General features: G+C 52.6%; 14 protein-coding genes, 6 tRNA genes and 3 rRNA genes. 8 read left to right on the top strand and 15 right to left on the bottom strand.

Annotated elements, in window-relative coordinates:
• The gene (locus ZBT109_RS05155; RefSeq protein ID WP_051523873.1) at positions 1-534 is read right to left on the bottom strand and encodes a sugar dehydrogenase complex small subunit; all 534 of its coding nucleotides are present in this window, start codon (positions 532-534) and stop codon (positions 1-3) included.
• A gap of 304 nt (positions 535-838) precedes the next feature.
• The gene (gene epmA / locus ZBT109_RS05150; protein ID WP_027705355.1) at positions 839-1840 is read right to left on the bottom strand and encodes an EF-P lysine aminoacylase EpmA; all 1002 of its coding nucleotides are present in this window, start codon (positions 1838-1840) and stop codon (positions 839-841) included.
• A gap of 169 nt (positions 1841-2009) precedes the next feature.
• On the opposite strand from epmA, the gene ZBT109_RS05145 reads away from it, so the two are divergent.
• From ZBT109_RS05145 to ZBT109_RS13780, 3 genes are all read left to right on the top strand, one after another.
• Positions 2010-2606, top strand: a complete 597-nt coding sequence (locus tag ZBT109_RS05145; RefSeq protein WP_038278409.1) for an NAD(P)H-dependent oxidoreductase — start codon at positions 2010-2012, stop codon at positions 2604-2606.
• A 1460-nt stretch (positions 2607-4066) separates the two neighbouring features.
• The gene (locus ZBT109_RS05135; RefSeq protein ID WP_232012870.1) at positions 4067-5737 is read left to right on the top strand and encodes an alpha-keto acid decarboxylase family protein; all 1671 of its coding nucleotides are present in this window, start codon (positions 4067-4069) and stop codon (positions 5735-5737) included.
• Positions 5738-6768: 1031 nt separating this feature from the next.
• Positions 6769-6921, top strand: a complete 153-nt coding sequence (locus tag ZBT109_RS13780; protein WP_156934024.1) for a hypothetical protein — start codon at positions 6769-6771, stop codon at positions 6919-6921.
• Between the two features lie 358 nt (positions 6922-7279).
• On the opposite strand, the gene rrf is transcribed toward ZBT109_RS13780, so the two are convergent.
• The 5 genes from rrf to ZBT109_RS05105 all read right to left on the bottom strand — a co-directional run bounded on the left by rrf (position 7280) and on the right by ZBT109_RS05105 (position 12572).
• Positions 7280-7395, bottom strand: a 5S ribosomal RNA gene (gene rrf, locus ZBT109_RS05125).
• A 123-nt stretch (positions 7396-7518) separates the two neighbouring features.
• A 23S ribosomal RNA gene (locus ZBT109_RS05120) occupies positions 7519-10418 on the bottom strand.
• Positions 10419-10762: 344 nt separating this feature from the next.
• Positions 10763-10838 (bottom strand) — tRNA-Ala (locus ZBT109_RS05115).
• A 9-nt stretch (positions 10839-10847) separates the two neighbouring features.
• Positions 10848-10924 (bottom strand) — tRNA-Ile (locus ZBT109_RS05110).
• A 108-nt stretch (positions 10925-11032) separates the two neighbouring features.
• Positions 11033-12572, bottom strand: a 16S ribosomal RNA gene (locus tag ZBT109_RS05105).
• Together the 16S, 23S and 5S rRNA genes with 2 tRNA genes alongside form the textbook arrangement of a ribosomal RNA operon.
• Positions 12573-12983: 411 nt before the next feature.
• Here ZBT109_RS05105 and ZBT109_RS13775 point away from each other — a divergent pair.
• Positions 12984-13295, top strand: coding sequence for a hypothetical protein (locus ZBT109_RS13775; protein ID WP_170144690.1), 312 nt, complete (start codon positions 12984-12986; stop codon positions 13293-13295).
• A 475-nt stretch (positions 13296-13770) separates the two neighbouring features.
• Here the strand turns inward: ZBT109_RS13775 and efp are convergent, their stop codons facing one another.
• On the bottom strand, positions 13771-14337 hold the full coding sequence (efp, locus tag ZBT109_RS05095) for an elongation factor P (RefSeq protein WP_027706144.1): 567 nt from the start codon (positions 14335-14337) through the stop codon (positions 13771-13773).
• Positions 14338-14448: 111 nt separating this feature from the next.
• Between efp and epmB the strand changes: the two genes are divergently transcribed.
• Positions 14449-15492: an EF-P beta-lysylation protein EpmB gene (gene epmB / locus ZBT109_RS05090; protein ID WP_027706143.1), complete on the top strand. Its 1044-nt coding sequence runs from the start codon at positions 14449-14451 to the stop codon at positions 15490-15492.
• Positions 15493-15663: 171 nt separating this feature from the next.
• Here epmB and clpX read toward each other — a convergent pair whose 3' ends face one another.
• The 7 genes from clpX to ZBT109_RS05055 all read right to left on the bottom strand — a co-directional run bounded on the left by clpX (position 15664) and on the right by ZBT109_RS05055 (position 20206).
• Positions 15664-16965 carry an ATP-dependent Clp protease ATP-binding subunit ClpX gene (gene clpX / locus ZBT109_RS05085; RefSeq protein WP_027706142.1) on the bottom strand — a complete coding sequence of 434 codons (1302 nt, stop codon included), beginning with the start codon at positions 16963-16965 and terminating at the stop codon, positions 15664-15666.
• A 105-nt stretch (positions 16966-17070) separates the two neighbouring features.
• Complete coding sequence (gene clpP / locus ZBT109_RS05080; RefSeq protein ID WP_027706141.1) at positions 17071-17700, bottom strand: ATP-dependent Clp endopeptidase proteolytic subunit ClpP; 630 nt, start codon at positions 17698-17700, stop codon at positions 17071-17073.
• Positions 17701-17910: 210 nt separating this feature from the next.
• The gene (gene tig, locus ZBT109_RS05075) at positions 17911-19257 is read right to left on the bottom strand and encodes a trigger factor (RefSeq protein ID WP_027706140.1); all 1347 of its coding nucleotides are present in this window, start codon (positions 19255-19257) and stop codon (positions 17911-17913) included.
• A 526-nt stretch (positions 19258-19783) separates the two neighbouring features.
• A tRNA-His gene (locus ZBT109_RS05070) sits at positions 19784-19858 on the bottom strand.
• 41 nt (positions 19859-19899) lie between these two features.
• A tRNA-His gene (locus ZBT109_RS05065) sits at positions 19900-19974 on the bottom strand.
• Positions 19975-20015: 41 nt separating this feature from the next.
• A tRNA-Arg gene (locus tag ZBT109_RS05060) sits at positions 20016-20092 on the bottom strand.
• A 37-nt stretch (positions 20093-20129) separates the two neighbouring features.
• Positions 20130-20206 (bottom strand) — tRNA-Pro (locus tag ZBT109_RS05055).
• A 219-nt stretch (positions 20207-20425) separates the two neighbouring features.
• Between ZBT109_RS05055 and folD the strand changes: the two genes are divergently transcribed.
• From folD to mtnN, 3 genes are all read left to right on the top strand, one after another.
• On the top strand, positions 20426-21283 hold the full coding sequence (gene folD, locus ZBT109_RS05050; protein WP_027706139.1) for a bifunctional methylenetetrahydrofolate dehydrogenase/methenyltetrahydrofolate cyclohydrolase FolD: 858 nt from the start codon (positions 20426-20428) through the stop codon (positions 21281-21283).
• 199 nt (positions 21284-21482) lie between these two features.
• Complete coding sequence (locus tag ZBT109_RS05045; RefSeq protein WP_027706138.1) at positions 21483-21959, top strand: S-ribosylhomocysteine lyase; 477 nt, start codon at positions 21483-21485, stop codon at positions 21957-21959.
• The gene (mtnN, locus tag ZBT109_RS05040; protein ID WP_051524197.1) at positions 21956-22684 is read left to right on the top strand and encodes a 5'-methylthioadenosine/S-adenosylhomocysteine nucleosidase; all 729 of its coding nucleotides are present in this window, start codon (positions 21956-21958) and stop codon (positions 22682-22684) included. The genes ZBT109_RS05045 and mtnN overlap by 4 nt, the downstream gene beginning before the upstream one ends.
• Positions 22685-23237 lie beyond the last annotated feature (553 nt).

The following is a 23237-nucleotide window of genomic DNA, read 5'->3' as shown; positions in this document are numbered from 1 at the left end:
TCACACTCTCCATCCTGAAGGTTGGCTGGCCCAGAAACCGGGACGATTGGGGCAATAGCTGCGCACAATGAAGATATCCTTCGTCGCCGAAAACTGGAGCGCACCTTCATACGTCACGACACGCATGGTGTCTCCGCTCCCGATCAACCCGGTGTACCAGACGGAGGTTATTTCACGCGCCAGCGTCGTCATGGAAGCACTCCACTGCGCTGGCGGCTGATGGATAACGCCCGCTAAGGAAGACAGCTGATCAGCAAAGGCCGGATCTTCTTTCTTCATTTCACCGAAGATGAGTCCTGACAGCACCGGGTTGAGTTGCTGACGTGCTGTCAGCACACCTGATACGCGGATGAAGTCAGCCAGCGCGCTATCTTGGGCGTTGTCTGCTGCCTGCGCTACGGGAAGCGCACCTAGCGTAATCGCTGCCAGTCCCAGCGCGGCACCACCCAATAGGCAGCGACGCGATACGCCGACAGGCTGAGAGAAAGCAGGCGCCACCGCACCAGCATCCGTAAGGGGGGTGTCATCTTTCACAGTGATCTCGCTTCGTCGATTGAACACAGCGGGGAATATGGCCGGCCCACTCATCCCTGAGCCAAGGCATCGCTAAGCGATCATGCACATTTCGGCCATGTTGATATGAATGTAGTAAAGAAATGCCGACCGCACATACCCTCGGTCACAAACACCGACAGTGGGTAAAAATACTACGACCGCCATGACATGCGACATTTCGCCACAATCCAGCCACCATACTCGGGCCGGTAAGGAATTACAAAACGGCGCGCACGCCAGAAGAGCGTGCGCGAAGGGAAAATCTCAGGTCAGTCACCGCACATCATGCGCGATCAATCGGAAACGGCAGTACGTCAGCGAGGGAAGAAGCGCCATAGGCCAGCATGATCAACCGATCCAGCCCCAGCGCTACACCAGAACCCTCCGGCATGCCATGCGCCAGCGCAGCCACCAAGGCCTCATCAACCGTCACTTCTGGTCGTCCCAGTTCGCACCTCTGCTCGTTATCAGCCAGCAGACGCGCATGCTGCTCCTCAGCATGGGTCAACTCATCATAGCCGTTGGCCAACTCTACCCCTTGCCAGTACAGCTCAAAACGTCCGGCCACCGTCACACCATCTTCAGGGTCGATATGATGCCGAGCCAACGCGGCCTGTGACGCCGGATAATCCACCACAGCATCAATGACGACTGGCCCGTCATCGGTCATTATCGGCCCCAAGTGCGGTTCGATATCATGGCTCATCAAGATATCGAGCAACGCATCACGCTCCCAGTGACAGGCATCATGACCAACATGCCGCACGGCAGCTTCCTTCAGCGTCTCCAATGAAGCTGTAAACGGATCGAAGGCCAGATAGTCGCGGAACAGCTGCCGATAGCGATGGCAGCGCAGCACCACCGGGCACTGCAACACAGCTTCGATCAGCTCGACGGTTTCATTCATCAAAAGTGACAAAGAGTACCCCGGCTGATACCACTCCAGCATCGTGAACTCGACATTGTGACGACGACCCGCCTCGCCATCCCGAAAAGCATGAGCAATTTGATAGATCGGCCCACTGCCTGCGGCCAGAAGGCGCTTCATACACGCCTCGGGTGATGTCTGCAACCACATGGTCATCGGACCTTCTGGGGTCATCACCTCGGTCTTCACGATATCCATGAACGGATCCGTCGTCCCTGCACGGCACACAACAGGGGTGTCGACTTCAAGCACATCGCGTTCAAGAAAGAAACGGCGCACGATGGCCATGCAGCGCGCCCGAAAACGCAGCGCCTCAAGCGACGCCGAAGGCGCCCAAGGATAAGAAGAAGCGGTCATGCATCACACCTTTTGAAGATATCGTGAGCACGCACCATAGCAGCTCCGACAAACAGCGCCCACTCCCCTATCACCCACGTAGATAATATATTACTCTGCTAACATTGCAGCCTATAGCACACCTGCACACGGCTTTTATATTACCCACTGCCTGTATTTGGAGGTTCCCATGAGCCGCAAAATCCTGCTGATCAACGGCAAAAAATCCTTTGCCCACTCGCATGGCCGCTACAACGACACCATGCATGACACTGCGCTATTCTTTCTTACGGGCCAGAACCATCAGATCAAGACCACCTTCATTGATGATGGCTATGATGCCGAAGAAGAAGTCGAGAAATGGCTGTGGGCTGACACGATCATCTACCAGATGCCTTGCTGGTGGATGGGTATACCGTGGATCGTCAAGCGGTATATCGACGAAGTGTTCACCGAAGGTCACGGCCGCCTGTACGCCAACGACGGACGCTCACGCAGCGCCCCAGAACGCCACTATGGCAGCGGCGGCCTGATACAGGGCAAGCAATACATGATCTCCGTAACGTGGAACGCACCAGAAAGCGCATTCACTGACCCCGACGATTTCTTCGAAGGGAAAGGTCTCGATGCGGTCTATTACTCCTTCCACAAAGCGCATGAGTTCTTGGGTATGACCCACCTGCCTTCCTTTATCTGTAATGACGTCATAAAAGAGCCGAATCCCGAACGGGATGTCGAACGCTACACTGAACACCTCAGGACCGTGTTCTCAAGCCCCAATGCCTGACAGCAGCTAGAGGCAAGAAGAATGCCCTACAAAAGCGAGCGCTTGATGCAGAAGCGCTCGCTTTTTTTCATGGCCGCAAAAAAAGAGCTTCAAATGTCGAGTGGTCCGTCCCATATTTCAGGTCCATCACCTGATGTCAGCACATCGCCTGAAAGCAACACTCAAGAATAATGCAGCCCTTTAGCTCAGCGATCACGGGCAGGCAGGCAGGCAGGCAGGCAGGCAGGCAGGCAGGCAGGCAGGCAGGCAGGCAGGCAGGCAGGCAGGCAGGCAGGCAGGCAGGCAGGCAGGCAGGCAGGCAATACTCACTCAGCAGCACTATGTATTGCAAGCAAATAGAGGCCGCATGCCCAGCCACCGAGCCACAGGGAAACCGCCTCTTTATTCAAAGGTATGGCCCTCCGTCATTGAAATGCCACCAACGTTAAACGCCGATGAAATCATCTCATGCTACGCAAGCAGAAACCCCTTCACGTTTCGAGTGTATCGCCCCCCAAGACGGGCATGCCTAGCGGCGTTCATCCGTGGTACTAGGCACAGTGCCTTTCCGCACAACATCAATAAGCACCCCTTGTGACCACCCTGCAAACTAACGTGCGATGTCGCACGGAAAAGACAACGCCGTAATAGTTTTGTGCCTCATAAACCCATCCATAATTTCTTTTTGTTATTTTTATCGTAATAGCTATTCCATAAAGCTCACATAAGTTTTTCTTAAACAGGTCTTGCACATCTAAAAAAAGAGCCTTATTCCAGCTCTTTTTCCCCATCGGGCATTCGACTAATTCACGATCTAAAAAAACGATCAGTGAGCATAATGTCGCACCCGGGCAATGAAAAATAGCTTAAAACACAGCACTACAACGTGATGAAAAGCTCACAAAATCCTTGCATTTCTCTCAACACCTTGCACATTCATCAGCGCCATGCAGGCCCAGCAGATTATTTTGGTAACAGGTGCTGTTTAACCCTAAAGGAACTATTTTTTCAAAGAACTCCCGACACACCCTTTTATCTCGCCTATTCCCACTCAAACGTTACAGAATAAAAAGCAAAATGCTTATATTACCTTTGGGTAAAAATGATTATTTAAAAACTGCACAATTGCGCCATCAAACTCCAAATACCCATATGGAACTTATGTCAATAACGCTAAAGCACAATGAACAAAAGGAGTATGCCCTCCACCTTCACTATCGTCATAGACTCGCCGCGCTGCAGACACATACATGGTGTTTCTAGGATATTCAGGTACGACGCTTCTCTCATATGGATACATCATCTTTTTGATTGCGCCACGATATGCGCAAGCGTTTTCTGCAAGCAAAGAACACGGAACATGAGCGGCTATCGTCCTTCTACCCTACCTGCGAATCAATCAGCACATAGGGTCTAAGAGGCACGATGGCATCTCGGTTCACTCTCATCCTCGACGATGAATTAATGGAGGTTTACCCCTGATGTATACCGTTGGTATGTACTTGGCAGAACGCCTAGCCCAGATCGGCCTGAAACACCACTTTGCCGTGGCCGGTGACTACAACCTGGTGTTGCTTGATCAGCTCCTGCTGAACAAAGACATGGAGCAGGTCTACTGCTGTAACGAACTTAACTGCGGCTTTAGCGCCGAAGGTTACGCTCGTGCACGTGGTGCCGCCGCTGCCATCGTCACGTTCAGCGTAGGTGCTATCTCTGCAATGAACGCCATCGGTGGCGCCTATGCAGAAAACCTGCCGGTCATCCTGATCTCTGGCTCACCGAACACCAATGACTACGGCACAGGCCACATCCTGCACCACACCATTGGTACTACTGACTATAACTATCAGCTGGAAATGGTAAAACACGTTACCTGCGCAGCTGAAAGCATCGTTTCTGCCGAAGAAGCACCGGCAAAAATCGACCACGTCATCCGTACGGCTCTACGTGAACGCAAACCGGCTTATCTGGAAATCGCATGCAACGTCGCTGGCGCTGAATGTGTTCGTCCGGGCCCGATCAATAGCCTGCTGCGTGAACTCGAAGTTGACCAGACCAGTGTCACTGCCGCTGTAGATGCCGCCGTAGAATGGCTGCAGGACCGCCAGAACGTCGTCATGCTGGTCGGTAGCAAACTGCGTGCCGCTGCCGCTGAAAAACAGGCTGTTGCCCTAGCGGACCGCCTGGGCTGCGCTGTCACGATCATGGCTGCCGCAAAAGGCTTCTTCCCGGAAGATCATCCGAACTTCCGCGGCCTGTACTGGGGTGAAGTCAGCTCCGAAGGTGCACAGGAACTGGTTGAAAACGCCGATGCCATCCTGTGTCTGGCACCGGTATTCAACGACTATGCTACCGTTGGCTGGAACTCCTGGCCGAAAGGCGACAATGTCATGGTCATGGACACCGACCGCGTCACTTTCGCAGGACAGTCCTTCGAAGGTCTGTCATTGAGCACCTTCGCCGCAGCACTGGCTGAGAAAGCACCTTCTCGCCCGGCAACGACTCAAGGCACTCAAGCACCGGTACTGGGTATTGAGGCCGCAGAGCCCAATGCACCGCTGACCAATGACGAAATGACGCGTCAGATCCAGTCGCTGATCACTTCCGACACTACTCTGACAGCAGAAACAGGTGACTCTTGGTTCAACGCTTCTCGCATGCCGATTCCTGGCGGTGCTCGTGTCGAACTGGAAATGCAATGGGGTCATATCGGTTGGTCCGTACCTTCTGCATTCGGTAACGCCGTTGGTTCTCCGGAGCGTCGCCACATCATGATGGTCGGTGATGGCTCTTTCCAGCTGACTGCTCAAGAAGTTGCTCAGATGATCCGCTATGAAATCCCGGTCATCATCTTCCTGATCAACAACCGCGGTTACGTCATCGAAATCGCTATCCATGACGGCCCTTACAACTACATCAAAAACTGGAACTACGCTGGCCTGATCGACGTCTTCAATGACGAAGATGGTCATGGCCTGGGTCTGAAAGCTTCTACTGGTGCAGAACTAGAAGGCGCTATCAAGAAAGCACTCGACAATCGTCGCGGTCCGACGCTGATCGAATGTAACATCGCTCAGGACGACTGCACTGAAACCCTGATTGCTTGGGGTAAACGTGTAGCAGCTACCAACTCTCGCAAACCACAAGCGTAAGTTGATGTAGTGAATTAGGCGGGGCCTATTAGGGCCCCACCACATAGCCCCTCTTACGGCGCAATACCCGTAAGAGGGGCTGTTTTATATAATTAAAAGCCATATTAAAAACTAAATTAATATAGGCCGTGTTTCAAAACCTCTTGAAAAAATGCATGTCGTCCAAAAATCTCACCGCCTGGCCACTTCCCTACCTCATGACGAACTCTTGCATATCGTCCAACCTTTTCTCGCTGAGCACACTCAGAAGGCCTCGTGTATCTGACCAACAAGCCCTGCCCGGCATCCTGTTCATACTGATGACGGGATTCCTTGGCGGCATTTGCCTATCTCTCTAGGCTTTGGCTCCGGCCTCACCTGGTGGCGACGTTTGAAAGAGTGGCATGAGGCAGGTGTTTGGCAGACCCCTATCAGGCAGGAGCTATTACAACGCCTGCATCTGGCAGATCGCATCGACTGGGAACGCGCCTGCGTGCATGGCTCATCCGTAAAGGCGAAAGGTGCTCGCGACCGACCTCGGAATTGCCCAAACAAGCTGCACGCTGACAAAGCCTATGACTATACGCGTTGTCGAGAAACCTGCGTTCGCCGAGGCAAGGACAGCCGCCTCACGACGCTAGGCAGCTAGCCGTTCGGTACGAACACCAACTCGATATTTACTGCGCCTTCGCATTGCTGCAATGTGCCATAGTCTGTTTTAAAAAACAGACGTCAGGGTTTTGAAGCTCTCTTCTAATAGAATAAGGGAGAGTGAGCCCCATAGATTTAGTATTACAGCCCAAGGTATTTTTGCCCGACCCCCGAGCTTCTAATGGATCAGGTTCATTGCAGCAGCGGACTTACTTTACAGATACACCTGCATGGCTAAGGTATAGGGGACGATAAAGGTGCCCTACCCTAGCACAGCAAGCTTTGCATGATGCCACTCGCCATAAAGAGAAAAGATAAGAGTACAAAGCAAGGGCGTGTTGAGGCGTTATGCCAAGCGGGATCCATCAACAAACGGACCGTAAAGCAGCAGCGTAGGCGCTTTGAAGGATATAAAAGAGGTAAGCCTGCGCATCGCAGAGGCCGTCGCCCAGCAAGCCGTTGAAGAAGGCGTGACCGAAGGCCGAGATAGTACGCCTTTGAAGGAACGCCTTGAGGCACACTTCTGGACACCCGCGTACGCTTGCTACGGCTAGAGCTGCAGCATTCGTCTTGCGATAACTAAACACCCCGATGATGGCCTGAGTAGCGGATCATCGGGGTATTTTCATGACGGCATCTAGTAGCTGTTGGCTGTTTGGGACAGATGAGCGATCGGCAGACGATGGAGCGGTGCGTTACTGAGGTGTCTGCCGTTTTTGGAGGCAGGGCCTTAGGGTTACGCTGCCGCTCTTCTTCTCTTGGTTCTAGTCACTCATCTGCGCTTCTTAGCCACGGCGACGAGGGCGGGCACGGCCGTTATCACTCGTCTGCAACCTTAGCCTGCTGCCTTGGCCCCTAGCTCCCAAAGCAAATACCCCCGACCATTGCTGGCCGGGGGTATTCAGTAGAGATGCTTGACGATGACCTACTCTCACATGGGGAAGCCCCACACTACCATCGGCGCTGAGCGGTTTCACTTCTGAGTTCGGCATGGGATCAGGTGGTACCCGCTCGCTATGGTCGTCAAGCGTATTCGGTTCGGTCTCGATGCCTAAGGCACCGCAACCTAAATCTGTAAATCATGCTGGGCCGAGATCGTCTCGTAGCGTATCCGTTGTTTTCGGATCGTGTCTATAACCCTTTGGGGTTATATGGTCAAGCCTCACGGACCATTAGTACACGTTAGCTCAACGCATTGACTGCGCTTCCACACCGTGCCTATCAACCTCGTAGTCTTCGAGGGTCCTTTAGGGGGCTCAAGGCCCCAGGGAAGTCTCATCTTGAAGGGGGCTTCCCGCTTAGATGCTTTCAGCGGTTATCCCGTCCGAACATAGCTACCCGGCAATGCCACTGGCGTGACAACCGGAACACCAGAGGTTCGTCCACTCCGGTCCTCTCGTACTAGGAGCAGCTCTTCTCAAACTTCCAACGCCCACGGCAGATAGGGACCGAACTGTCTCACGACGTTCTAAACCCAGCTCGCGTACCACTTTAAATGGCGAACAGCCATACCCTTGGGACCGACTTCAGCCCCAGGATGTGATGAGCCGACATCGAGGTGCCAAACACCGCCGTCGATGTGAACTCTTGGGCGGTATCAGCCTGTTATCCCCGGAGTACCTTTTATCCGTTGAGCGATGGCCCTTCCATACAGAACCACCGGATCACTAGAACCTACTTTCGTACCTGCTCGACGTGTCTGTCTCGCAGTCAAGCACCCTTATGCTCTTGCACTCACTGCACGGTTTCCAACCGTACTGAGGGTACCTTCGTGCTCCTCCGTTACTCTTTGGGAGGAGACCGCCCCAGTCAAACTACCCACCACACACTGTCCTTCTACCGGATAACGGTAGCAAGTTAGAACGCCAATGATGTCAGGCTGGTATTTCAAGGTTGGCTCCACTGCAACTGGCGTCACAGTTTCAAAGCCTCCCAGCTATCCTACACAGACAACATCAGCATCCAGTGTGAAGCTATAGTAAAGGTTCACGGGGTCTTTCCGTCTAGCCGCGGGAACACTGCATCTTCACAGCGATTTCAATTTCACTGAGTCTCGGGTGGAGACAGTGTGGCCATCATTACGCCATTCGTGCAGGTCGGAACTTACCCGACAAGGAATTTCGCTACCTTAGGACCGTTATAGTTACGGCCGCCGTTTACCGGGGCTTCGATCAGGAGCTTCGGACGAGTCCTAACACCATCAATTAACCTTCCGGCACCGGGCAGGCGTCACACCCTATACGTCCGCTCACGCGTTAGCAGAGTGCTGTGTTTTTAATAAACAGTTGCAGCCACCTGGTATCTTCGACCGGTTGGGGCTCTGAGAGCGAGTCTCTTCACCTTACGCCGGCGCACCTTCTCCCGAAGTTACGGTGCCATTTTGCCTAGTTCCTTCACCCGAGTTCTCTCAAGCGCCTTGGTATTCTCTACCTGACCACCTGTGTCGGTTTGGGGTACGGTCACACAGTACCTGAAGCTTAGAGGTTTTTCCTGGAAGCGTGGCATCAATGACTTCCTGAGTCCGAGGAATCAGTTCGTCTCGTATCTCGACTTTAAGCAAGCGGATTTGCCTACTTGCTCAGCCTACATACTTTCACCAGGACAACCGTCGCCTGGCTCACCTAGCCTTCTCCGTCACCCCATCGCAGTACTGTCTGGTACAGGAATATTAACCTGTTTCCCATCGACTACGCCTTTCGGCCTCGCCTTAGGGGCCGACTCACTCTGCTCCGATTAACGTCGAACAGAAAACCTTGGTCTTCCGGCGAGGGAGGTTTTCACTCCCTTTATCGTTACTCATGTCAGCATTCGCACTTGTGATACCTCCAGCATGCCTTACAGCACACCTTCGCAGGCTTACACAACGCTCCTCTACCGCTCAACACTTAAGTGTTGAACCCGTAGCTTCGGTACTTGGTTTGAGCCCCGTTACATCTTCCGCGCAGGCCGACTCGACTAGTGAGCTATTACGCTTTCTTTAAAGGGTGGCTGCTTCTAAGCCAACCTCCTAGCTGTCTGAGCCTTCCCACATCGTTTCCCACTTAACCAAGATTTTGGGACCTTAGCTGACGGTCTGGGTTGTTTCCCTTTTCACGACGGACGTTAGCACCCGCCGTGTGTCTCCCATGCTGCACTCACCGGTATTCGGAGTTTGCCTCGGGTTGGTAAGTCGGGATGACCCCCTAGCCGAAACAGTGCTCTACCCCCGGCGGTGATACATGAGGCGCTACCTAAATAGCTTTCGAGGAGAACCAGCTATCTCCGAGCTTGATTAGCCTTTCACTCCGATCCACAAGTCATCCGAATCTTTTTCAACAGATCCCGGTTCGGTCCTCCAGTTGATGTTACTCAACCTTCAACCTGCTCATGGATAGATCGCCCGGTTTCGGGTCTATTCCCAGCAACTATGTCGCCCATTTAAGACTCGGTTTCCCTACGCCTCCCCTATACGGTTAAGCTCGCTACTGAGAATAAGTCGCTGACCCATTATACAAAAGGTACGCAGTCACAGAACAAGTCTGCTCCCACTGCTTGTACGCACACGGTTTCAGGATCTATTTCACTCCCCTCACTGGGGTTCTTTTCGCCTTTCCCTCACGGTACTGGTTCACTATCGGTCAGCCAGGAGTATTTAGCCTTGGAGGATGGTCCCCCCATGTTCAGTCAAAGTTTCACGTGCTCCGACCTACTCGATTTCACCTTAATTGCATTTTCGCGTACGGGGCTATCACCCACTATGGCGTGCATTTCCAAACACTTCCGCTAATACAACTAAGACTTAAGGGCTAGTCCCCGGTCGCTCGCCGCTACTGGGGGAATCTCGGTTGATTTCTTTTCCTCGGGGTACTTAGATGTTTCAGTTCTCCCGGTTTGCCTCCATACCCTATGTATTCAGGTAAGGATACCCGTCTTATGACGGGTGGGTTTCCCCATTCAGAGATCACCGGATCAAAGGTCATTTGCCACCTCCCCGATGCTTATCGCAGGCTATCACGTCTTTCATCGCCTCTGGCTGCCTAGGCATCCACCGTGTGCGCTTAATCGCTTGACCATATAACCCGAAAGAGTCATAGATCACGATTCAAACGAAAACAATTTTCGCCGGATACGCTTGAGACGTATCTCATTTGCCAATGTCACGGCCTATCGGATGCTACTTCCGAGGAAGTAAAATCTGACGGCGTTCCATTGGACTTGGCATCAGCATGATTTACATTGTTAAAGAGCAATACTGCGAGCAAGAAGCTTACAGTCAGGAAACAACATGCATCACATGATGTGGTATTGATTATTACACTCTCTAATAATCAATCATCAGGCAATGAAGATTGGTTCGTGACTAGAAGCTAGATCACTAAACTAAGTACTGGGTAACCGGCCATCAAGACAGTCAGATGGTGGAGCCAAGGAGGATCGAACTCCTGACCTCCTGCGTGCAAGGCAGGCGCTCTCCCAGCTGAGCTATGGCCCCATATAATAATGGTGGGTCTGGGCAGACTCGAACTGCCGACCTCACCCTTATCAGGGGTGCGCTCTAACCAACTGAGCTACAGACCCGGCAACTGCTTGCGCACGGCCAGGGAATATCCCCTGCAGTACTTCGCTCTATCAAGATCAGGCAATTTGTTGTGGGTACTTAAGATCACGAGGTGATCATTTTACGTTTAAGGAGGTGATCCAGCCGCAGGTTCCCCTACGGCTACCTTGTTACGACTTCACCCCAGTCATGAACCACACCGTGGTAACCGTTTTCCCGAAGGTTAAACTAGCCACTTCTGGTGCAATCCACTCCCATGGTGTGACGGGCGGTGTGTACAAGGCCCGGGAACGTATTCACCGCGACATTCTGATTCGCGATTACTAGCGATTCCGACTTCACGGAGTCGAGTTGCAGACTCCGATCCGGACTGAGGCGAGCTTTCTGGGATTAGCTTCACGTCGCCGCTTCGCAACCCTCTGTACTCGCCATTGTAGCACGTGTGTAGCCCTACTCGTAAGGGCCATGATGACTTGACGTCGTCCCCACCTTCCTCCGGTTTGTCACCGGCAGTCTCCTTAGAGTTCCCGACCGAATCGCTGGCAAATAAGGATAGGGGTTGCGCTCGTTACGGGACTTAACCCAACATTTCACAACACGAGCTGACGACAGCCATGCAGCACCTGTCTCAGAGTTCCCGAAGGCACCCATCCATCTCTGGAAAGTTCTCTGGATGTCAAGAGTAGGTAAGGTTCTTCGCGTTGCATCGAATTAAACCACATGCTCCACCGCTTGTGCGGGCCCCCGTCAATTCATTTGAGTTTTAGTCTTGCGACCGTACTCCCCAGGCGGTCAACTTAGTGCGTTAGCTGCGCCACTAAATCCTCAAGGGATCCAACGGCTAGTTGACATCGTTTACGGCGTGGACTACCAGGGTATCTAATCCTGTTTGCTACCCACGCTTTCGCGCCTCAGCGTCAGTGTCAGTCCAGAAGGCCGCCTTCGCCACTGGTATTCCTCCAGATCTCTACGCATTTCACCGCTACACCTGGAATTCTACCTTCCTCTCCTGCACTCAAGTCTGCCAGTTCCAAATGCTGTTCCCAGGTTAAGCCCGGGGCTTTCACATCTGGCTTAACAGACCGCCTACGCGCCCTTTACGCCCAGTAATTCCGATTAACGCTCGCACCCTCCGTATTACCGCGGCTGCTGGCACGGAGTTAGCCGGTGCTTCTTCTGTGGGTGATGTCCTTCCTGAAACGTATTAGGTCTCAGGCTTTCTTCCCCACTGAAAGTGCTTTACAACCCTAAGGCCTTCTTCACACACGCGGCATGGCTGGATCAGGCTTTCGCCCATTGTCCAATATTCCCCACTGCTGCCTCCCGTAGGAGTCTGGGCCGTGTCTCAGTCCCAGTGTGGCTGATCATCCTCTCAGACCAGCTATGGATCGTTGCCTTGGTGAGCCATTACCTCACCAACTAGCTAATCCAACATGGGCTCATCCGATAGCGAAAGGTCCGAAGATCCCCTCCTTTCTCCCGTAGGACGTATGCGGTATTAGCGTGCGTTTCCACACGTTATCCCCCACTATCGGGCAGATTCCCATGCATTACTCACCCGTCCGCCGCTCGCCACCAGGAAGCAAGCTTCCCGTGCTGCCGCTCGACTTGCATGTGTTAGGCCTGCCGCCAGCGTTCAATCTGAGCCATGATCAAACTCTTCAGTTTAAATCTTTCATTGGTCATTAGGTGACCAATCCGGCTCGAGTATCGAAACAACTCATTGAATTGATGAGTTACTTGATGCTCGAAATGATGATTCACTTCGAAAACCTCAAGCACCCACACAAATTGCCTGATCATCTTGTTAAAGAGCGTCTTGCGAGCGGCGTTTGCTGCTCAGCAAGTGGAAGCACATTCTACATTTCCTGAAGATTTTGTCAACCGCCGATTTGGCGATTATTTCAGGAGACGATACGGCTATCTCAACTGAAACCTCTTCAAAAAAAGCGAAGACCTACAAGAGGTTAGCTTCCGTGCCACCCGGCGTTTGCCCTGGCAGCGAGGGCGTACTTTACAGAGATCACCGGGGGTTGGCAAGGGCTTTGTGATCTTTATTTCAATCACTCGGCCCACTTCTTGCTAGGAGGTTCTGCTTCTGCTTCTGCTTCTGCTTCTGCTTCTGCTTCTGCTTCTGCTTCTGCTTCTGCTTCTGCTTCTGCTTCTGCTTCTGCTTCTGCTTCTGCTTCTGCTTCTGCTTCTGCTTCTGCTTCTGCTTCTGCTTCTGCTTCTGCTTCTGCTTCTGCTTCTGCTTCTGCTTCTGCTTCTGCTTCTGCTTCTGCTTCTGCTTCTGCTTCTGCTTCTGCTTCTGCTTCTGCAGTATGTGATCACCTCAAGTGCCCGACGCAAGAGATTAATACTCTTACCAGAATGACTTTTATATTTTATTAATTACAATCCATACTCTTACATGCCAATAAAATTGGCCCACAATATTATCAAGCATACTCTAGCAGGACCACCACTCCATGATTTCAAATTATTAAAACAAATAACGACTTAATTAACACACAGCCTCAATAGAAAATTTATACAAAGCCAGAAGCCAGAAGCCAGAAAAAAAATACTTCCAATATAGAGTGCAATTTATTTTATAAATAATGAAGCATGATTATAATCTCTCCATTATTATATAACCATAGTTCGTTGAACATGTCCTTATGACTTGACTGATTTCTATCTCTCACTCCCACACATAGGCACATCTCCTTCGTGCTTAAGTCCGTAACAAAACAGCCACGCAATTGACATTCAAAGCGGCTTTCAACATAAAAAAAAGCCATCACATCATTCGACAAAGCGCGAATGCCATGATGACTTTCTGGACAGCTGTCGGCATCACCGCCGATGAATACCCTCTAAACCATTAGGCACGGCTGACGTAGTCGCCCGTACGGGTATCGATTTTCAACACTTCACCCTGGTTGATAAACAGCGGTACGCGAACAACAGCGCCAGTAGACAGGGTTGCAGGTTTGGAACCACCCTGCGCGGTATCACCTTTCAGACCCGGGTCAGTTTCAATAACTTCGAGCTCAATAAAGTTCGGCGAAGAGATGGAAATGGGGTTATCGTTCCAGAGCGTCACGATGTAGGACACTTGCTCTTTCAGCCATTTCACATTGTCACCAACGGCTTTGGCATCAGCAGCGAACTGTTCAAAAGAACCGTCCGTTTTCATGAAGTGCCACATTTCGCCGTCGGTGTAGAGGTATTCCATGTCGAGATCAACGACGTCGGCACCTTCAATGGACTCACCGGACTTGAACGTACGTTCCCAGACGCGCCCTGTGATCAGGTTGCGCAGTTTGACGCGGTTGAAAGCTTGCCCTTTGCCCGGTTTGACGAACTCATTTTCGAGGATGCTGCATGGATCACCATCCAGCATTACCTTGAGACCGCCCTTGAATTCGTTGGTAGAATAATTCGCCATGAGTCCCTCAACTATCAAATGAAGACCTGGCGCGCGGGATCGCGCCAGATCGGAATCCAGCTTACTTTTCAACCCACCCCATGTGGGCTGATCTTACGGTACAAACGCAAGATGATAACCCGAAGCAGGCATGCTGTGCAGATTATCGACGCAGATACAGAGATCAACAAGCCTTCCGTTTCCTGGCAGACACAGCTCAAGGATGCGATTCGAACGCCTGAAGCACTGTGCAGCTTTCTAGGGCTCGATAATAGCGTCTGGCAAACGGAAGCCCAAGAGGGCCATGCCTTGTTTCCAATACGCGTACCTCTTGCCTACGCGCGACGCATTCAAGCAGGAAATCCTGACGACCCTCTGCTCAGACAAGTACTGCCCATCGCGCGAGAAACAGATAGCATTCAAGGTTTTATCAGCGACCCCCTGGAGGAAGCCGAACATACTCCTCGCCCAGGATTGATCCATAAATATCACAACCGCGTACTGCTGATCGCAAGTGGTGGCTGTGCGGTAAACTGTCGCTACTGCTTCCGGCGTCACTTTCCTTATCAGGAAAATATGCCTTCACGTGCAGAATGGTATGACACTCTTGAGTATGTCCATCAGCATCCAGAAATCACTGAGGTCATCCTATCCGGTGGAGACCCTTTATTGAGCACAGACGATCGGCTGTCCGAGCTCATTACCCACATAGAGCAGATTCCGCACGTGGTACGACTGCGCATTCATACCCGCTTACCGGTCGTTATTCCGGATCGCGTGACTGAAGCGCTCTGCCAGAAACTTTCCTCCTCACGACTGCAGCGCGTTGTCGTGCTGCACATCAACCATCCAGCAGAGATAGACGAAGGCGTTGTCAGCGCCGTGCAGCGACTTTCCAGCGCTGGGGTCACGACACTCAATCAGAGCGTACTACTGCGCAATATCAACGATAGCGTCGCTGTGCTGGCGACACTCTCAGAGCGACTATTTGCGGCAGGCATTATGCCCTACTACCTGCATGTGCTGGATCCTGTCGCGGGCGCAGCACACTTCGATGTTCCAGACAGCGAAGCCGTTGAGCTGATGGACGAACTGCGTACTCACCTTGCAGGCTTTCTGGTACCCAAGCTAGTACGCGAAATACCAGGTAGGCTAAGCAAGACGCCACTGTATTAGTGCACTACGAAAGCCCGCATCACATAGAACGCCGAAGCAGGCATCATGGTCGGCAACCCACTTTTTTAGATAGAAATGACTGCGTGAGTACTGATAGGCAAACAAAACCCCGCAGGTGAAAATCATCTGCGGGGTCTCGGCATCAATCATTGGCAGGCAGTGCAGTACCTATCAATCGTGATTGACAACTTCCTTCTCGTCTTCTTCTTCAGCCAACTTGCCAGCATCATGAATCAGCAGCGGCTTACTTTCGCCCTTGATGACATTAGCATCCACGACGACTTTGCTGATATCGCTCTGAGAGGGAATATCGTACATGGTGTCGAGAAGTACGGCCTCCATGATGGATCGCAGACCACGAGCCCCTGACTTGCGCTCAATGGCTTTGTGCGCAACGGCACGAAGCGCATCATCACGGAAGTCCAGTTCAACGCCTTCCATCTCGAAGAGACGCGCGTACTGACGAACCAGAGAGTTGCGCGGCTCAGTCAGAATGCGAACAAGCGCATCTTCATCCAGCTCATTGAGCGTTGCAACAACCGGCAGGCGACCAATAAATTCGGGAATCAAACCGAATTTGATCAGATCTTCTGCTTGAACATCCTGCAGTAGCGCGCCGACATCACGTGCTTCGTCCTTACTCTTGACGGACGCATTGAAACCAATGCCACCCTTTTCAGAACGATCACGAATAACCTTCTCCAGACCAGCAAACGCACCACCGACGATAAACAGGATGTTACCCGTATCGACCTGCAGGAACTCCTGCTGCGGGTGTTTACGACCGCCCTGAGGAGGAACGGATGCCGTCGTACCCTCTATCAGCTTCAACAGCGCCTGCTGAACACCTTCGCCTGACACGTCACGCGTGATCGACGGATTTTCGGACTTACGAGAAATCTTGTCGATCTCGTCGATATAAACGATACCACGCTGCGCCTTTTCGACGTCATAATCACATTTCTGCAACAGCTTCTGGATGATGTTCTCGACATCTTCACCAACATAGCCGGCTTCGGTCAGCGTCGTGGCATCCGCAATGGTGAACGGTACATTTAGAAGACGAGCAAGCGTTTCAGCCAGCAGCGTCTTACCGCTACCCGTCGGACCGATCAACAGAATGTTGCTTTTACCCAGCTCGACATCGTTGTCCTTGCGGCTAGCACCCGCGCGCAGACGCTTGTAGTGGTTATATACCGCTACTGCCAGCACCGTCTTAGCACGCTCTTGGCCGATGACGTATTCGTCAAGGGTTTCACGGATTTCGTGTGGCGTCGGAAGGCGATCGTCAAGGTCACCTTCTTCGTTTTCAAGCAGTTCTTCACGAATGATATCGTTACACAGATCGACACATTCGTCGCAGATGTAAACGGACGGCCCTGCGATCAGCTTACGAACCTCATTCTGGTTCTTGCCGCAGAACGAGCAGTAAAGCAGTTTCCCGCTCTCGTCCTTGTCTTTTCCATCGGCCATTCGTGCACCTCTATCTGGACGGCGCTGCTGACAGCACCAGAGATTACCTAAATTCACGCTCGCCGGTCATGACATACAGCCTAGCGCAGCAGCGTACGCTCCGCCTTATGCCTTCGGCGGCTCAGGGCGTCGTTCCAGAACCGCATCAATGAGACCGTACTCTACAGCGCGCTCACCATCCATGAAGTTATCACGGTCCGTATCGCGAGCAATGGTCTCAAGATCCTGACCGGTATGATCCGCAAGAATACGGTTGAGTTTCTGACGAATGGTCAGAATTTCACGCGTGTGAATCTCAATGTCGGTCGCCTGGCCTTGGTACCCACCCAGCGGCTGATGAATCATCATGCGGGAGTTCGGCAGGCAAAAACGTTTACCCTTGGCACCACCCGTCAGGAGCAAAGCCCCCATGCTGGCCGCCTGCCCGATACATACGGTCGAGACATCCGGCTTAATAAACTGCATGGTGTCGTAAATCGACATGCCTGCCGTTACCGAGCCGCCCGGAGAATTGATGTAAAGGTGGATATCCTTGTCGGGATTTTCCGACTCGAGGAACAGAAGCTGCGCCACGATCAGGTTGGCCATGTAATCTTCGACCTGCCCCACCATGAAGATCACGCGCTCCTTCAGCAGACGCGAGTAGATGTCATAGGAACGTTCGCCGCGAGCACTCTGCTCGACGACCATCGGCACCAGACCACCAGCATTGCTGATATCAAACTCGTTGCGCATAACGATTATCCTTGTCACCGCTTGAGTTCATGCTCAAGCATGCCTCATTTCTATCCTGATGATGGCCTTTCCGAAGAAAAGGATCACCACCTTTAAACCAAGACCCGGCCAAAGACCGGGTCCCGAGGCTTTTACCGAGATGCACGGCATCCGAAGACGCTGTCTTCAGATACCGTGTGACGGATCCATACGGATCGCACCTGTAATGTATCAGGCGTCAGCGTCATTCTCTTCTTCAGCTTCTTCATCAGGGTTGGACTGTGCTGCCGTCATTGCCTCTTGGAAAGGCAGTTTGACGTCTTTTACGTCAGCCTGAGCCAGCAGCTGTTCAATCGCTTTGTTTTCGCGAACGATAGATTCCAGGTTGCCCTTGATCTGTTCGTTCTGCATGTACTGTTCAACCAGCTCTTCTGCTTGGCCGTACTGCTGAGCAACTTTAGCTGCAAATTCACGCGTTTCTTCATCGGAAGCGGTGATGTCATTCGCTTTGATGAATTCGCCCAGCAGCAGACCTGCCTGTGCACGGTCACGCGCCTGTTCTTCGAACAGTTCGTTAGGCAGCTGGTTGATGTCGAAATCATCCCCCAGACCGAACTGAGCAGCGGCCTGACGTTTCAGGTCGTCGATACCCTGCTGTACCAAACCTTTCGGTACATCGATCGGGTTGGCTTTTTTCAGCGCACTGATAACTTGCTGTTTAACACCGTTTTCGACAGCGCTTTCCAGTTCGCGAGCCATGTTGTCGCGGATCTGGGTGCGGAATGCGTCCTGATCACCGTCTTCGACACCAAAACGCTTCATGAATTCAGCATCTACTTCTGGCAGCTGCTGAGATTCCACTTTGTGTACGCGCGTTTTGAAAGTCGCTTCTTTACCGGCCAGCTGGTCAGCGTGGTATTCTTCCGGGAAAGTCACTTTAACAGTCGGCTCGTCACCCGCTTTAGCACCGATCAGCTGGTCTTCAAAACCGGGGATGAAGGAACCGGAACCCAGCACAAGGGCATGCCCTTCAGCTTTGCCGCCTTCAAATGCTTCTTCACCAAGGAAGCCTTCGAAATCGATGGTGATTTGATCACCATTTTCTGCCGTTTTTTCAGACTCCTGCCAGTCGGCCGCCTGCTTGCGCAGGTTTTCGATGGTAGCGTCAACGTCGGCATCAGTGATATCGGCGGAAGGACGTTCAACTGAAACGCCTTCAATGCCTTTGACGTCGATTTCAGGGATGATTTCGAGGTCAGCCGTGAATTCGAGATCTTTGCCAGCTTCGTTGGTTTTCAGGTCAATTTCCGGGAAACCAGCAGCGTTCAGGGATTCCTGACTAACAGCCTGCATATAGTTCTGGCGAATGACATCACCGACAACTTCAGCACGAGTTTCGGCACCGAAACGGCTGCGAACGACACTCATCGGGACTTTGCCCGGGCGGAAGCCGTTAAGACGGACACGGCGAGCCGTTTCACGCAGACGGTTTTCTACAGCCTGGTCCACCTGCTCGGCAGGCACCTGGATGGTCAGGCGACGCCCAATGGATGACGTCGTTTCGACAGACACTTGCATGGATGATCCTCTACCCGCTTATCGGTGTTGCAATCAACAACACCACGTTGAATGTAATCCGGAACCTGCTACCAGACAGCAGCGCGACTCCAAGACGAAAGATTCTAAAAAGCCGGCTCGGTGCTGGCAAGCACGAGTTCAACTCTTTATGGAGGCGACCCCTACTGCTTTTCAAGGGCTATGAAAAAATAGGGAACAATTTCAGCCCTGCATCAACAGGATCGCCACTGGCATACAGCGCTCTCCGCGCCTCCTGCCCACAATATTAACATGTATTTTCCCTTGAATGCCCGCTTCATCCGCCTCATTGCGAATAGAAATCGTTGTCTGGGCTCAATAGACACGCCATCAAGGAAGCATAGTGAGTACGCGAGAGTCATACCAGACGCAGTTTTGCCTTTCGTCCATATCCGAATTGCAAAATGCAGTGAATACAGGCAGCCAAAACGAGGCAAGCAAAAGCGAATGAGAGATTAATATAGAACGGAAAGGGATACTACTAAGGAAGGGAGTGCGAGGTTCGTTATGGGGTGGATGATGGGGATCGAACCCACGACCACCGGAGCCACAATCCGGGGCTCTACCACTGAGCTACATCCACCATAACGAATTAAACTATCTGCGATCATGCCTTTCAGGAGATGGGGTGGATGATGGGGATCGAACCCACGACCACCGGAGCCACAATCCGGGGCTCTACCACTGAGCTACATCCACCATAACCTGAAAACTACTGCACCATAGGCCAGCGTTGCACATGGCACGCCCAGCAGGACTCGAACCTGCAACCTACGGCTTAGAAGGCCGTTGCTCTATCCGGTTGAGCTATAGGCGCATCAAAAACCGCTGACTCAACACATTGCTGTGTAGAGTGGTCGGGGTAGAGGGATTCGAACCCCCGACATCCTGCTCCCAAAGCAGGCGCGCTACCAGACTGCGCTATACCCCGTACACCATCTTCGGCTCACCTGCTCCGTCGATGTGAGGCGCATTTTACCTATTTCTCTGGCGAGGTCAAGTAGTGTTTGCATATTCAATGTGTTGAATCGCCTGCGGCCATTATCACATGGCGTACTTCCCTGCCCTAGGTTAGGATGCGGGTTCGCTATTTCGCTGTGGCGTGGCGCCGTCTGCGCTACAGTTCATTGTTATTTAGGGAGATGTGTCGATGACAGCCAAGATCATTGATGGCAAGGCAACCGCCCAATACGTACGAGAACAGGTCGCCGCCGCTGTAACCGAACGCTGCAGTGCCGGACTCAAGCCACCGGGCCTGGCTGTCATTCTTGTAGGCGGCGATCCCGCGTCTCAAGTGTACGTCCGCAACAAGCACAACGCCTGTGAAGCGACAGGCATTCGCTCCCTCGAATACACCCTTCCAGAATCGACCACCCAGCAAGAACTCGAACAGCTGATCGACCGCCTCAATGACGATGCAGACGTCGATGGCATCCTGCTGCAGCTGCCGCTGCCTCAGAAGCTGGACAGCACGCCACTACTGGAACGCATTCGTCCTGACAAAGATGTAGACGGCTTCCACCCTTACAACATCGGTCGTCTGGCGCAGCGCAACCCGCTGCTGCGCCCGTGCACTCCTAAAGGCATCATGACGCTGCTCAAGGCCTATGACATCAACCCAAAAGGCATGAACGCTACTATCGTGGGCGCCTCCAATATTGTTGGCCGTCCAATGGCACTCGAACTGCTGCTTGCAGGCGCAACCACTACGATCTGTCACCGCTTCACAAAAGATCTGCCGGCTCAGGTAGCCAATGCCGACCTCGTTGTCGTGGGCGTCGGCAAACCAGGCCTGGTGCGCGGCGAATGGCTTAAGAAAGGCTGCGTAGTGATCGATGTAGGCATCAACCGCGGCGAAGACGGCAAGCTTTACGGTGACGTCGAATACGCAACGGCAGCAGAGCGTGCCAGCTACATCACACCGGTACCCGGTGGCGTAGGTCCGATGACGGTCGCAACGCTGATGGAAAACACGCTGGAAGCAGCCCGTCATCACGATAAGGCATAAGCGTTTCCTTTGATCACTGCCGCTACCCGCGTATGCTGATCATCATAGTTTTGTCTATTGAAACGTTCCCTCTACTTGCCCATTTCAAGAAGGGAGCGTTTCACCCTACCCTTAGAGATCAGAGCACCACCTTGCCATCGCGGGGTGCAAGCGCCCTCTTCTCGTTCTCTGATATGCAGTCACTACAGGAGACTTCGGCATGAGCGAACAGAAAAAAGCCATGAACGTCGAAAGCTTCAACCTGGATCACACCAAGGTCAAAGCTCCCTATGTCCGCCTTGCAGGTATCAAAGAAGGCGTCAACGGCGACCGTATCTACAAATACGATCTGCGTATCACCCAGCCGAACAAGGCGCACATGGAAATGCCTGCGTTGCATTCCCTTGAGCACCTGATGGCCGAACTGTCCCGCAACCATTCTGACAAAATTGTCGATATCAGCCCGATGGGATGCCAGACCGGCTTCTATGTAGCACTGATCAACCATGAAGACTATCAGGACGTGCTCAACCTGATCGAACAGACGCTGAAAGACGTTCTGGATGCAACCGAAGTGCCCGCCTGTAACGAAGTTCAGTGTGGTTGGGCTGCCAGCCATAGCCTTGAAGGCGCCAAAGCACTGGCTCGCGAGCTGCTGAGCAAACGTGATGAATGGGAGCAGGTTTTCGCTTCATGAGCACTCTCAACTCTACCTTTAATCCACAGGGACCGGTCGCTATCATCGGTGCCATGCCGCAAGAAGTGGTTCGCCTTGTCGAACAGCTCGAAGATGCCAGCAAACTCGACGTAGCCGGTGCACATTTTCACAGCGGCCGCCTGCACGGCATTGATGTCGTTGTACTGCAGTCAGGTATTGGCAAGGTCAATGTGACGGTCAGCACGACGATCCTGATCGAGCGCTTTGCACCCCGCTGCATCATCAATACGGGGTCTGCTGGCGGGTTCGGCGATCATATGCAGATTGGTGATGTCGTCATTTCCAGTGAAGTGCGCCATCACGATGTTGATGTCACTGCGTTTGGCTACGAAATGGGGCAGGTTCCCGGCATGCCTGCCGCTTACCTGCCAAATCCTGCACTAGCCTCTATTGCACGCGACAGCATTCAGTCGCTGGGCGGGCTGAACGTGCACGAAGGGTTGATCTGCACAGGCGACTCCTTCATGTCTGATCCAGTGCGCGTTCAGCAGGTCCGCGAATACTTCCCATCGATGCTCGCCGTCGAAATGGAAGCGGCTGCGATCGCTCAAGCATGCCACCTCTACGGCTGCCCATTCGTCATTATCCGTGCGCTGTCGGATATCGCAGGCCAACACTCCGAGCTGTCATTTGATCAGTTCATCATCCAAGCTGGCGAGCACTCTGCACGTATGGTGGCTGAAATGGTCAAGCGCTTGGGCTAGATCAATACACGTGCTTGATCCAGCGCTGCGCCAAAAGGTCCTGCACTTGTGCGGGACCTTTTTATTTGTCTGGTCGGCTTACACCCCATAGCCATTCTATCTATTCCGTATACCCACCCAATGTTTTCTCCTTCTGCTTGAATCAATCTGCACTTGCCCCCTTGCCTTTCCGTCACTCGGCTCAAGCTAACACCTTGTTAAGCGTTCTAATGCTAGGCGGGCAAAAATATCGCAATGCCACAGCTGAGTTGGGCTGAGTTGGGCTGAGTTGAGTTGAGTTGAGTTGAGTTGAGTTGAGTTGAGTTGAGTTGAGTTGAGTTGAGTTGAGTTGAGTTGAGTTGAGTTGAGTTGAGTTGAGTTGAGTTGGGTTGGGTTGGGTTGGGTTGGGTTGGGTTCACTTTATATGGAGGATAGGCATATGGAACCGTCATTACCGGAAGACTGTCCTTTCGCCGATACTGCACCGAGCACCAAATTCCCCATCAACAAAGCCCCATCCCAACTCGTCCTCCTAGGAACTGCTATTAGGCTGGGCAGTGCTTAAAGGTACTGA

Origin of the sequence: Zymobacter palmae, from assembly GCF_003610015.1 — a bacterium.
Lineage (GTDB): Bacteria > Pseudomonadota > Gammaproteobacteria > Pseudomonadales > Halomonadaceae > Zymobacter > Zymobacter palmae.
The sequence above is the reverse complement of the archived record's forward strand: the minus strand, read 5'-3'. Positions and strand labels throughout refer to the sequence as shown.

Excerpts from the sequence above, each read along its gene's own strand:
- ZBT109_RS05135 (WP_232012870.1), top strand. The coding sequence starts at position 4,067 with ATGTATACCGTTGGTATGTACTTGGCAGAACGCCTAGCCCAGATCGGC.
- folD (WP_027706139.1), top strand. The coding sequence starts at position 20,426 with ATGACAGCCAAGATCATTGATGGCAAGGCAACCGCCCAATACGTACGA.
- epmA (WP_027705355.1), bottom strand. The coding sequence starts at position 1,840 with ATGACCGCTTCTTCTTATCCTTGGGCGCCTTCGGCGTCGCTTGAGGCG.
- efp (WP_027706144.1), bottom strand. The coding sequence starts at position 14,337 with ATGGCGAATTATTCTACCAACGAATTCAAGGGCGGTCTCAAGGTAATG.
- clpP (WP_027706141.1), bottom strand. The coding sequence starts at position 17,700 with ATGCGCAACGAGTTTGATATCAGCAATGCTGGTGGTCTGGTGCCGATG.
- epmB (WP_027706143.1), top strand. The coding sequence starts at position 14,449 with ATGATAACCCGAAGCAGGCATGCTGTGCAGATTATCGACGCAGATACA.
- mtnN (WP_051524197.1), top strand. The coding sequence starts at position 21,956 with ATGAGCACTCTCAACTCTACCTTTAATCCACAGGGACCGGTCGCTATC.
- tig (WP_027706140.1), bottom strand. The coding sequence starts at position 19,257 with ATGCAAGTGTCTGTCGAAACGACGTCATCCATTGGGCGTCGCCTGACC.
- ZBT109_RS05145 (WP_038278409.1), top strand. The coding sequence starts at position 2,010 with ATGAGCCGCAAAATCCTGCTGATCAACGGCAAAAAATCCTTTGCCCAC.
- clpX (WP_027706142.1), bottom strand. The coding sequence starts at position 16,965 with ATGGCCGATGGAAAAGACAAGGACGAGAGCGGGAAACTGCTTTACTGC.
- ZBT109_RS05045 (WP_027706138.1), top strand. The coding sequence starts at position 21,483 with ATGAGCGAACAGAAAAAAGCCATGAACGTCGAAAGCTTCAACCTGGAT.